A 12253-nucleotide genomic window follows, 5' to 3' on the forward strand; every position below is an offset into this window, starting at 1 on the left:
CCAGTACAACCAGTACAACCAGTACAACCAGTACAACCAGTACAACCAGTACAACCAGTACAACCAGTACAACCAGTACAACCAGTTATTGCCCCAGAACGGACGCAGTCTAAAACGCGATTGAAGTCTGAATCACAAGCTCAAGTTCCTCAAATTGCTAATACTGGCCTTAAATCTTCTGCAGCAACTGTGCAAAAACCCGGATTTAGCCAGATAGAAGGCATTGAATATGTGGATAGTGAATATCTGGAAAATAAAGAATTCAATGTAGACGGTAAAAAACGTTTCTATAGCATGCCTGAAGGTGTGGTAGACAAAAATATGGGAACTACGCGGATCCAGACGATTGAGCGTGAAAAAGGGGTCGGGCAATCCCTGTTAAAAGCCCTGTTTCAAACGCCAGAGCTAGATTTTGGTCCTGTGGTACTGGCACAAAGTTATTATCGTATATCACAGCCTGAAACCATCGATAGCTTAGGGAAACAGTGTTTTAACGATAAAAAAATTAAAAATGCTAAAGAAATCAGCTTTAAAAAAGCGATCAATCTGTGGCCTCGTGTGCCTCTTAAAGCAGACGAATTTGATTTTGAAGTGGTGAAACTTCAATCTGATATTAAAAATATTCAGATTAACTCTTATGCTTCAAGCCAAAAAAATCCAACTTATTATTGGCCTTTTGTTGTATTTTTAGACAATCGTGGCTGTGTGCTGGAAGGCGCTGGCGGTTTTAAAAATCAGGAAGGGCCGGCGAATATTATTCAACATGAACATATTGAAGGGATCCTGCAGATACCTGCAAAAACTGAATACGTATTATTGACACCTTTAGCCTCAGCTATAGATGTCGAAGACAAGATGCTGACAAATCATGGACAACTAAAATTAGTCGCTATTCGATAAGGACTATTCGAGTATAAAAAATGAAAAATAAATTATTATACCCATTTGCTGTAACTGCACTTTTGGCCACACTCGGTGGTTGCGGTGGGGAAAGTGCCAACGTTATTCCAGAAAAAAATGATGAAGCCACGACCAATGGTACGTGTACTCCCGGTACCACCAACTGTGTGGAATGGGGACTGGAATATCCACTCGATGGTCTGAACTTTAACTGTAGTAGTGATACAGAAAATACATTTATTACATTATTTGATAGTAAAAATGGTGTAGCTTCCGGAACCTGTACAAAGACAGATAATATTGAATTTTATATTCAAAGTTTTGCTTCAAACAAGATCAATTTAGGGCAAATTAAACTGAGCGACTATGCCATTTTTAATGCCCAGACCCAGTTGCCGCGTTTAAGTGTAATTGATATTGCAAGTGGGATTACCGGACGCCGAGTAGGTGATTTGGTCACTACAGACCCTACCGTTCAGGTGGCTATGCGTCTGGTTAAAATTTTACAAGCTTTGGCGCTACAAGAAGGGCGTATTGTAAATCCATCGGATGTACAGCCTTTATATATTACCGAAGAGATGCGCAAAGACCTGGCAAAAACCAGCGGAAATATCAGCCTGACTGATACTGATTTTGAAAAGAAAATTAAAGATTTTGTGGATGTCAGCCAGATTACTGATGAGGTGGCTTTTGCCACAGTTAAAAAACTGGTAACGATTGCCAATGCAGCCGTGTATCAGCCAGAGTTTTCATTGTTCTCAACTTCAGGTGTAATTGGTACTAATCTGTCGGGTTCAGATGGACTGGTAGGTTGTAACCTAAGTCCATGTGATATTAAAAATAAAAATACCAAATATTTATTTGGCCATTTTATGCTGATTACCGATCGCCAAGGCTATACCTTTGGTAGTGGCCTGCAATGGCGTGATACACAGTTAAAAATGGCGACAGAAAATTTATCTTCCTTGGGGGGCATTAATGCTCAGCTTATCCGTAAGGTGAAGCCGGTACAGATGACTGCAGATCCACAAAGTTCCTGGATTCACCCAACCAGAAAAACCATCACTACGCCTTATCGCCTGAATGTGGCGAATTCTAGTAATCCGCTTGAACTGTACCAAGGCAAATTATTGAATGATTATGTGATCGCAGGTAATGAAGCTTTTTATAAAAAAGTAACTGACAAAACGGTACTAGATGCCTCTGACCGAGCCAACTTGGGTTTATGGCGCTTAGCGGCTGATAATGAGAATTATGCTGGAAGCTTTGACCTCTACAAGATTTTCCCGATTAGTTATCTGGATCGTCAGATCTTTAGAACAGCGGAGAACGTAGAACCTGGGCAGAGTTATATTTTCCCAATGTACGCCAATCTGGAGTTTAAATTTACCGAGAGCACAGTGAATCCAATTACCTTGGGAATTGTGATTGACAGTAATGGGGATGTACGTACCAATATGCAATCTGCCAGCAATTTGGCAACTGACCCGGTAGCAGGTTGCCAGGGAGATGTATTAGGCAGTAACCTGTTAATCAACGGTGTACAGCAATACCGACTTGGCACTTTAGGTCGTGCATTTGTTGTCGATAAAGCGGTATCAATGCGCCTGATTCTGGCCAATGAAAAGTTTGGCAACTTAAATGGTGCATTGGTTGGGCTTGACTCGCGTATCCAGTCCTCAACGGATCCAAAGGATTCGATTGTGATCGGTGGCGCATTGCTTAATTTGTCTAATGTATTGAATAGCAATGTTGGCCAGACTGGACGTGTCACTTTCCTGAATTCGGTAGGTGAAGAGGTGCAGTGGGCCAATACCTATGCCAGTTTTCAGAAAGTTTATAATAACAATAATAAGGATTTAACGCCTGCAGATACTCAACTGGCTAAACTAAATGGTGGGTCTGTTGAGTTTAAGCTGGCAGATTGTTATCAAGTCAAAGCCAAATAATATTTTTAAAAATAAAAAATCCCATCTTAGTGTGGGATTTTTTATGCATGCTGAATTTAGCCGGTATGGTCTAGACGTGTGCCTAAGGTTTCCAGATGCATTGGGAAAGTATTATTTTTCCGGTCTTCAAAATAATGTCTGAGGGTATGTTCTACACTCGGGAAGGCAAGTTCAGTCCAGGGAATATCCGCTTCATCGAATAGACGGCTTTCGATGGTTTCTTCACCCGCACCAAATTTTCCATCAATCAGATTGGCTTTAAACAGTACATAAATCTGACCAATACGCGGAATGTTATACATGCAGTACAGCTGTTCAATGTCTACTTCAGCTTCAGCTTCTTCACGGGTTTCCCGTGCCGCGCCTTGCTCCATGGTTTCAAACAGTTCCATATAGCCGGCAGGTAACGTCCATAAGCCGTAACGTGGTTCAATGGCACGACGGCACAGCAGCACCTTGTTTTCGAACAGGACCAAAGCACCACAAATGACTTTCGGATTAATATAATGAATAGAGCCGCATGAATCACACACGCTGCGAATCTGCTGATCGCCCAAAGGAATTTTAGCTGTGGTTTTATGTCCACAATTCACACAGAAGTTCATATTCATCATCAATGATAAAAGTAAGCTCAGGATAACTGAAAAACCTAAATTTGGCATCATTTCTCTCCCGTCCTGACAAAAATCAGCTATGATGAAATTATGATCATTGCTAGGGCTGAAAGAATGGATGGATGTGAATTGACACAAAGGTTGCGGCAGAGATTACGTTTTTCCAGGCGTATCCGATCTGCGCATGCTGCCGTGTTGATTGCAATTACAGATGAAGCTGACCCCAAAGTATTGCTGACACGCCGTTCAGCCTATTTGAATAATCATGCTGGAGAAGTCTCATTTCCCGGGGGGAAGCGTGATCCGCAAGATACCAGTAATATTGTAGTGGCTTTAAGAGAGGCCTATGAAGAAACGGCATTGAACCCCTTTGATGTGCATTTAATGGGTGATTTGCCCATGCAAAAAGCCCGAAATGGTATGCTGGTCAAGCCGATTGTGGGGTTGATTCCTCCGCAAGTGCAACTGATTCCACAGCCAACAGAAATTGACCGGATTTTCTTTGCTTCATTGCAGCATTTGCTTGAAGTGACGCCCACGCCCTATGAAGTCCGTTTTGCCCAGCAATCTTTATATTTTCCGAGTATGCGGGTAGAAAATGAAGTGGTCTGGGGATTGACCGCACGTATGCTGATTTCTCTGTTCCAGTATGGACTGGATTATAAGAAAGACTGGCCATTTTTGCTGAATTCGCCGGCCTTTAAATCTCCAAACTTTTTTAACCATTGAACAGGATTTTATCAATGTTGTATAAATTTAAGGACTATACCCCTAATGCTACACATCAGCCTTGGGATGGCTGGGTGGCACCAACGGCAACCGTGATTGGACAAGTTGAACTGGGGCGCCAAGTCAGTGTCTGGTTTGGGGCTGTAGTACGTGCAGATAACAGTAAAATTAAATTGGGTGACTTTAGCAATGTGCAGGAAAATGCAGTGTTGCATACGGATGCAGGCATTGAGATGCACATTGGTGATTATGTGACAATCGGCCATCAGGCCATGCTGCATGGCTGTACCATTGGCGATAATAGCCTGATCGGAATTCAGGCAGTTATTCTGAACCATGCCGTGATTGGCAAGAATTGTATTATTGGTGCCAATGCTCTGATTCCTGAAGGTAAGGTGATTCCAGACAATTCTGTGGTGATGGGCTCACCCGGTAAAGTGGTAAAAACGCTGGATGATGACAGTATTCAAAAACTGAAAATGAGTGCCATGCATTATGCCGAGCATTTTCAAAACTTTCAGGACTTGGAAGAAGTGCAACTTTAGGGTACTTTTCTTTATTCTATAGTCTGAATTATAAGCCTAGATTTTCTAGGCATTTTTGTATCTGTTTCGGGAAAATCTCGCGCAGCGGATATGAGTGGAGTATCATATGCGCGTTTTTATATTCTCTGAATTAAGGTTGTGCATGAAAGTGCTGGCATTGGAGACTGCCAATGAGCAGTGTTCCGTTTCTGTAATCGATGATACACAAGAATTATTTTTTCAGCTTGATGCGCGCGCCAGGGCACAAACGCAAACGATTCTTCCGATGATTGAACAAGGTCTGCGAGATCTTGGACTGGACATTGCTGACTTGACCGCGATTGCCTTTAGTCGTGGTCCGGGTTCATTTAGTGGTGTGCGGATTAATGCTGCTGTAACTCAGGCTCTGGCCTGGTCCAATGATTTGCCAGTGATTCCGGTGTCGACTTTGCAGGCTTTGGCTCAAGCCGCCTACCGCTTACACGGGTTGACTGAAGTGTCTGCCGTGTTGGATGCTCGCATGAGCGAAGTCTATATCGCGAGCTATCAACTGGATACCCAAGGAATTATGCAGCCGGTCGATGATGAGCAACTGTTAAATTATGCTGAGGGTCGTCAGGCAGTAAAGTATACTCCGGTCGGTTCAGGAGCTGAACTGGTACAAAGTGAAACGTCAATTTATAAAAATGTGCACGCGACCGCACAGGATATTGCCAGCATCGCACGTGTAGCAGCACAAACCGAAAACTGGGTCAGTGCAGAATTGGCATTACCGGTATATTTACGTGATAACGCATGGAAAAAAATTCCAGAACAAGGTAAAGCATAATTAACTAGGATAAAGCATGGATCTTTTACTGCTACTCAAAGCGGCTCTCATGGGTGTTGTCGAAGGCATTACCGAGTTTTTGCCTATTTCCAGTACCGGCCATTTGATTTTGGCATCAGAATTAATGAATTTCTGGACCAAGGAAAAGAGTGATGTATTTGTCATCGCAATCCAGATGGGGGCAATTGCTGCAGTTATTTATGAATACTGGGCACGTCTTTGGGGAGCAGCGACCGGGATTGTCAGTGGTGAGCCACAAGGTCGCCGTCTAGGTATAGGTCTGATTCTGGCATCTATCCCGATTGTATTGATTGGTCTGACTTTTGGCCAAACGGTCAAGCAGTTTCTGTTCAATGATATTGCCATCGCCATGGGACTGATTATTGGTGGTCTGATTATTATCTGGATTGAAAAGAATCCACCTCAAGTGCGTGTCCATGAAGTTGAAGAGCTCAGCATTAAAGATGCGTGCTGGATTGGTCTGATTCAGGTCTTGTCCTTGATACCGGGGACGTCTCGTTCTGGTGCGACCATTATTGGTGCGATGTTCCTGGGCGTATCACGCAAGGCCGCAACTGAGTTCTCATTTTTTCTGGGTATTCCGGTGATTATTGGTGCTGGCCTGCTCGATCTTTATCAAAGCTATGATGTTCTAAATACCACTGAAGACTGGACCGTAATTGCGGTCGGGCTTCTGGTTTCTTTCGTTTCGGCATTGTTACTCATCCGTGCGCTGGTAGCATATGTGGCCAAGCGCGACTTTATGATCTTTGCCTGGTACCGTATTGTTTCAGGTCTGCTGATTTTATTATTTGCCTATACAGGTTGGAAATTATGGTAAGCACGATTCGCTTATATGCCGAATCTGACTATCAAGAGAAAGCACAGCACTTCAAGGCTGTGCTTTCTGTTCGTGGGGTAGTGGTCGAGATTGAACACGTTGAAAAACTCAATGCACGTTTTTTCCGTTTAAATCCTGAACTGGCCCTTTGTGTTGATGCTGACGGACTCTGGTTATGTGCCAATGGTATGAAAATGCAACCAGACTGGCGAGCGGAAACCGGACGGTTAAAACGGGCTTCTTTAAAATCGGAAATGATTGCACGCGCTTGTAATTTAGCTGAGAAGCCGAGCCTGATTGATGCTACTGCAGGTTTGGGACATGACAGTCTGTTGATGGCACATTTAGGCGCGAAAGTCACCCTGGTTGAACGGCATCCGATTTTATTCACCTTGCTGGAAGATAGCCATACACGTGCCCAGTCGGATGCGTTCCTGAGTCAGGTCGTATCCCGGATTCATTTGGTATTTTCAGATTCAGCCGATTATTTAAAACAGCAGGCCGAGCAGCAGCAGATTGTTGATGTGGTTTATCTTGACCCGATGTTCCCTCAGCGTGACCAAAACCAGCAGGCAGTCAAAAAACAGGCACAGGTCAAAAAACAGATGCAGCTGTTACATATGTTATTGCCTGAAGATGGTGAAATGGATCTGGGCGATAATCTTCTGGAACTGGCACAAAAAATTGGCAGGCGTGTCGTGGTCAAGCGTCCGCGTCTGGCGGTATTTCTGGCCGGAAAAGAACCTAATCATCAATGGCAAGGTGATGCTTGTCGCTTTGATGCGTATTTTCAGCATGAACTTGTAGCTGAATAGGAGAATGGCTTCTTTATTAAGCAAAGATTTGTTATATATTTAAAATTAACATTGATTAAATGCTTATCAAGCATAAACTTATTCAGCACATTGGCGAACCACTTATCTCCTTGACATCCTATGATCGACTTTAAACCCTCCATTAATTTTTGGCACGATTTTAAAAGCAACCAAACTGCCGGGATGTGGTTATTTTTGGGATCTCGGCGTTCTTTACAGCTGGTTCGTCCATCCATCATGCAACTGGTGTTCTGGGGTATTTTGGGAGGTTGTGCCAACAGTTTATTTAGCTGGCTCAGTTCAGGCCGTATGGGAGATTTTAACTCTCAAGGCCTGATCAGTTATGCGCTATGGCCTTTTATTGCCCTGATTGTTGGTATTTTTCTTTCGCAACGGGTCAATAATCCACGCCTGATGCTGGTACCGGCCCTATTATGGCTGGTGTTAGATACCCATATCATGCTGTTCCAGTGCCTGATCCAGTATCTGGGTGATCTGGATTACCTGCCATATATCCTCTATGACTATATTCCAACGCTCTTTGTCATGCTGTTTGTCTGGCAAAGTCTGGCAGTGGTCTGGGTCATCTCGCGTGAATTAAAATGGCCGTGGTGGGAACGTGCACTGATCATGCTGGCGACCTTGTTTACCCTTGTAGTCTGGCAGATTTCAGTCAAAGATCAGCCCATCTGGAAAGTTGAAGAAATTCCACCAAGTTTTGCTGAAGATGCATTCTATGCCCAGCCGGTTCTGCTGAACAAAGCGCTGGAAAACATTGAATATGGTGAATTTGCACAGTCGCACTGGTATTTCATGGGGGTGGCTGGAGCCAGCTATCAGGATGTATTCTATTCTGAAGTCGAGCGGATTAAAGAACAGTTTGATACCCGTTTTGGTACTTTTGGCCGATCCATTGCCCTGGTTAATCATCCGGCGACACGTACCACCGTACCGATTGCTTCCAGAACCAGTATGGAACTGGCATTGCGCCGTATGGGGCAGCAGATGAACCGTGAAAGTGATGTGCTGTTTTTATATATGACTTCTCACGGTTTGCCAAATGTGTTCGAAATGGAAAATGCTCCGCTGGATCTGGCACAAGTCGATCCAAAATGGTTGCGTGATACCTTGGATGCATCCGGAATCCGCTGGCGGGTGATTGTGATTTCAGCCTGTTTCTCGGGCAGTTTTGCTTCTGCCTTGCAGAATGATAATACCCTGATTATCACTGCCTCAGCAGCTGACCGCCAGTCTTTTGGCTGTTCCAATGAAGCGGATTATACCTATTTTGGCCGGGCATTATTTGATGAAGCCATGCGTGAAAATAATAGTCTAAAAGCCTCTTTTGAACAGGCTAAAACTACGGTAGCTAAATGGGAGGCAGTCCAGGGCTTCGAACCTTCAGAACCGCAATGGGTGATTGGCAAGAATATGGAATTGATGTTGCCTCAACTGGAGCAGCGTTTATTTCCCCAGAACAGCACCACGATACAGTTTCCCTAGCCCAATATCCCCAATAGATCGGCTGCAATAATAAGGAATAGCCATGGAACTTATACAGAACAATAGAAGCTTTGAGGGTGAACAGCGGATTTATCGTTTTGATTCGCGCTATCTTAAAACCCCGACTAAATTTGGAATTTATCTGCCGCCTCAAGCCTTGGAAGGTCATAGCTGTCCGGCATTATTCTATCTGGCAGGTTTGACCTGTACTGAAGAAACCTTTGCCATCAAGGCACATGCCCAGCGCCTGGCATCACAATTGGGGTTAATTTTAATCACACCGGATACCTCACCACGTGGTGAAGGCGTGGCAGAAGGCGACAACTGGGATATTGGTCAGGGTGCGGGTTTCTATATCAATGCAACCCAGGAGCCGTGGGCTGAACATTACCAGATGGAAAGCTTCATTGTGGATGAGCTCTATGCACTGGTCACTGAGGAATTCGTGATCCATTCCAGTAAAATCGGCATCTTTGGCCACTCTATGGGTGGGCATGGCGCCTTGACCCTGGCATTTAAATATCCGGAAAAATTCAAATCTGTTTCAGCCTTTGCACCCATTTGTGCGCCAAGCCAGTGCCCGTGGGGCGACAAGGCGTTCTCGAATTATCTGGGTGAAAACCGTGAAGAATGGCTCAAGCATGATGCGACCGCTTTGGTTCAGGAGAAAGGCGCATTGTTCAATGATATCCTGATTGATCAGGGGTTCTCAGACCAGTTTTATAGTCAGCTCAATCCAGCCTTGTTTCAGCAGGCTTGTGATACCGTGAACCAGCCCTTAACTTTGCGTGAACATCAGGGCTATGATCATGGGTATTACTTTATTCAAAGTTTTGTAGATGACCATTTGCAATTCCATGCCGTGCAGTTAAATCCTTAAATCGGTATTGCAAAGATGTAATAGCGCTAAAAAGATTAAAAAACCTCCAAAATGTTTTTACATTCTGGGGGTTTTTCTTTTAATATCAGGTGTATAAAAGTATAAAAAATTGGGGTCGTCATGCAGCAGACAGCAGGCGGTATTCGTGTCAGTGAGCCATTATTTTCAGCTGCTTCAAGTTTTTCGACTGAAGCCACGCCTTCGGTCAGACCGAAATATCAGCGATATGAATTCAAGTTTCATGGTAGTACCTCGGAATATTTTGGTATCTGGTTGAGTAATATTTTATTGACGGTATTGACCTTGACCTTGTATTCACCTTGGGCGAAATCGCGTCGTCAGCGTTATTTTTATGGCAATACCGAATTTTTGCAGCGTCGCTTTGATTTTACCGGTTTACCCAGCAAGATTTTTCTTGGCCGGCTTTTAGCCCTGGAAATTTATATAGTGTTCTTGATGGTGTCGAACTACTCGGTGTTGTTGGCCACTCTGGGCTTGGGCATGTTGTATATGGCGGTACCGTGGTTGTTTCGCCTGACGCTTAAATTTAGGAGTCGCAACACCAAATTTGGCAATACACGTTTTTATTTCTATGGTGAAAACAAATATTTATATCGCTTATTGAGTGTCGAGGTAATCAAGACTCTCTTAAGTATATTTATTTTGCTACCTCGTTTAATTTGGCTCTATAAGCATTATTGCTTCGATCATTTACAATTGGGACAATTTAAATTTCGCTTGAACGCTACCCACAAAAACTATATGTCGGCTGTCTATCGACCTTTACTGTTGATGCTGGCTTTTAGCTTTGCGATGGTGGCCCTGATTGATGCAAGTCAATCGTCAAACTCAGAACATGACTTGTTGATTGTGATTTTATTATTGCTGTGGGTCATTGGCCTGATTTTTATCTTACCGATCATGTTGGCACGGATCTATATCACCACATGGAACAATCTGTTTCTAGGGGAGAATTTTTTTAAAACACGTGCCAATCCATGGCGTTATGCATGGATTGTTTTGTCAAACTGGGTATTAAAAATTATCAGTTTGGGCCTGTTATCCGCATGGGCCGACATCCGTTTTTATCAATATAAAACCAGTATGTTGGAACTCTTTGTCTTGGATGACCCTAACGAATTACAAAATATGTTGCAGCCTGACCCTAATTCCCTGGCAGCTGAATTCAGTTCTATGTTTGATTTTGATGCATCATTGTAGGGGAAATCATCATGCAAAAAAGACCTGTTGAAGTGCTTTATTATGATGGTAGCTCTGCAATAGCACATCCCGCTTTAATCCGCCCCCTTGATCAGCACCTCATTCAATTAAGTTATATCGATGACGAAAACCGGGATGTAGAGATTCCTTATAAAATGATGGCTTTTATTGGTGCTGTGGGCCGTCGACCTGCGATTGTAGAACTTCCGAATGATGCACGTATTGAGTTTATTGGCCGTGTACCACATTGGTTTGCCAAACCACAAAAAGCTATTTATGAAGCAATATGGCAATTGGAGCGCTCGCCTGCGCAGTTGCTCACCTTGCTAGTATTGGCTTTGGTCATGATCTTTAGTGTCGTGAAATGGGTGATTCCGTGGGGTGCCAAACAAGTTGCAGCCTGGGTACCAGACAATACGGTACAGCGCATTGGTGATGTTACTGAACAAAATTTGGTGAAAAGAACGGAAGTGTCTGCTTTAAGTGCTGATTATCAAAGTCGCATACGTCAGCGTTTTCAACAGGAAATTGCTGAAAATCCGCATGCGCCTGCTAAACTGATTTTCCGTAAAGGTAAAGAGCTGGGCGCCAATGCCTTGGCGATTCCGAACAATACTATTTTAGTCACGGATGAATTGGTGGCGATCGCAGAAAATGAAGAAGAGGTACTTGCAGTACTGGCGCATGAACAAGGTCATATTGTACGCCAGCATGCCATGCAAAAGCTGATTGCAGCATCCAGTGTCGCGATGGCATGGGAAATGATTTTCCAGGATGGCAGCAGTATGCTCACTGCAGCTGCAGTGAAGTTAAGTGATGCTGATTATTCAAAACATCTGGAATATGATGCAGACGACTATGCCATGAAACATTTACACGGACGCGGCATTTCCAGTATTCATTTATCCAATTTCTTGCAACGGGTGGAAAACCTGCGTTTATCACAGCCGAAAAAAGATGAGCTGGTAATTCAGATTGAACTTGAAAAATGGCTGAATACGCATCCCGAAGAACAGGAACGTATCGAGCGTATTCATGCCTTTGATGCAAAAATGTCTAAGCAAGCAGTCAGTCGTGATTGAGTTAATCACGTTGCCAATTTGCTTCCAGTGGTTCTTGGCCCATACGGATTAGATGATCCAGCACAACATTTTCAAGTTTATTCAGATCAGTAGCGTCATCGTTACTTTGAATCGTTACAGTAAGATGCTCTGCTTCTGGCGCCAGGTTCACTTCCGCACTTGGAAAATGAATCAGAAAAGCTGATTCATTTTCATCAATATTGAATTTATGTTTCCAGTGATTGGCCAGGCGTTTGGCAACGCGTGAGGCTTGTTGTGTCTGGATATGGGCAGTACTTTTCTTCATTGATCTTCTATACTTGTAATCATTCCCCTGTACTTTAAACCAGTCATGGGTGGAATCATAAGCCGCAAAGCGTTACATAG

Annotated in this window: 13 protein-coding genes; 11 read left to right on the forward strand and 2 right to left on the reverse strand. The window is 43.6% G+C overall.

Features of this window, described 5'->3' with window-relative positions:
* Positions 1-900, forward strand: a 900-nt coding sequence (gene filE, locus VXQ92_RS09155) for a putative pilus assembly protein FilE (protein ID WP_416681176.1), incomplete at its 5' end; no start/stop codon positions are given.
* Between the two features lie 20 nt (positions 901-920).
* On the forward strand, positions 921-2849 hold the full coding sequence (locus VXQ92_RS09160; protein ID WP_416681177.1) for a hypothetical protein: 1929 nt from the start codon (positions 921-923) through the stop codon (positions 2847-2849).
* 56 nt (positions 2850-2905) lie between these two features.
* On the opposite strand, the gene VXQ92_RS09165 is transcribed toward VXQ92_RS09160, so the two are convergent.
* A complete protein-coding gene (locus VXQ92_RS09165; RefSeq protein ID WP_171255272.1) occupies positions 2906-3454 on the reverse strand; it encodes an NUDIX hydrolase in 549 nt (182 codons plus the stop codon).
* Between the two features lie 123 nt (positions 3455-3577).
* Between VXQ92_RS09165 and VXQ92_RS09170 the strand changes: the two genes are divergently transcribed.
* The 9 genes from VXQ92_RS09170 to VXQ92_RS09210 all read left to right on the forward strand — a co-directional run bounded on the left by VXQ92_RS09170 (position 3578) and on the right by VXQ92_RS09210 (position 11887).
* Positions 3578-4192: an NUDIX hydrolase gene (locus VXQ92_RS09170; protein ID WP_416681178.1), complete on the forward strand. Its 615-nt coding sequence runs from the start codon at positions 3578-3580 to the stop codon at positions 4190-4192.
* 17 nt (positions 4193-4209) lie between these two features.
* A complete protein-coding gene (locus tag VXQ92_RS09175) occupies positions 4210-4737 on the forward strand; it encodes a gamma carbonic anhydrase family protein (protein WP_416681255.1) in 528 nt (175 codons plus the stop codon).
* 142 nt (positions 4738-4879) lie between these two features.
* A complete protein-coding gene (tsaB, locus tag VXQ92_RS09180) occupies positions 4880-5545 on the forward strand; it encodes a tRNA (adenosine(37)-N6)-threonylcarbamoyltransferase complex dimerization subunit type 1 TsaB (protein WP_064097034.1) in 666 nt (221 codons plus the stop codon).
* A gap of 16 nt (positions 5546-5561) precedes the next feature.
* A complete protein-coding gene (locus VXQ92_RS09185; RefSeq protein ID WP_064101820.1) occupies positions 5562-6386 on the forward strand; it encodes an undecaprenyl-diphosphate phosphatase in 825 nt (274 codons plus the stop codon).
* A complete protein-coding gene (locus VXQ92_RS09190) occupies positions 6380-7201 on the forward strand; it encodes a class I SAM-dependent methyltransferase (protein WP_416681179.1) in 822 nt (273 codons plus the stop codon). The genes VXQ92_RS09185 and VXQ92_RS09190 overlap by 7 nt, the downstream gene beginning before the upstream one ends.
* Before the next feature lie 120 nt (positions 7202-7321).
* The gene (locus VXQ92_RS09195) at positions 7322-8704 is read left to right on the forward strand and encodes a C13 family peptidase (protein ID WP_416681180.1); all 1383 of its coding nucleotides are present in this window, start codon (positions 7322-7324) and stop codon (positions 8702-8704) included.
* A gap of 43 nt (positions 8705-8747) precedes the next feature.
* Positions 8748-9584 (forward strand): S-formylglutathione hydrolase, encoded by an 837-nt coding sequence (gene fghA / locus VXQ92_RS09200; protein WP_416681181.1) that lies wholly within the window; start codon positions 8748-8750, stop codon positions 9582-9584.
* 120 nt (positions 9585-9704) lie between these two features.
* Positions 9705-10805 carry a YjgN family protein gene (locus VXQ92_RS09205; RefSeq protein WP_416681183.1) on the forward strand — a complete coding sequence of 367 codons (1101 nt, stop codon included), beginning with the start codon at positions 9705-9707 and terminating at the stop codon, positions 10803-10805.
* An 11-nt stretch (positions 10806-10816) separates the two neighbouring features.
* On the forward strand, positions 10817-11887 hold the full coding sequence (locus VXQ92_RS09210) for a M48 family metallopeptidase (protein WP_416681184.1): 1071 nt from the start codon (positions 10817-10819) through the stop codon (positions 11885-11887).
* Position 11888: 1 nt separating this feature from the next.
* Here VXQ92_RS09210 and VXQ92_RS09215 read toward each other — a convergent pair whose 3' ends face one another.
* A complete protein-coding gene (locus VXQ92_RS09215; protein ID WP_064101817.1) occupies positions 11889-12173 on the reverse strand; it encodes a DUF2218 domain-containing protein in 285 nt (94 codons plus the stop codon).
* Between the last annotated feature and the right edge of the window lie 80 nt (positions 12174-12253).

The organism is Acinetobacter sp. 228, from assembly GCF_048147885.1.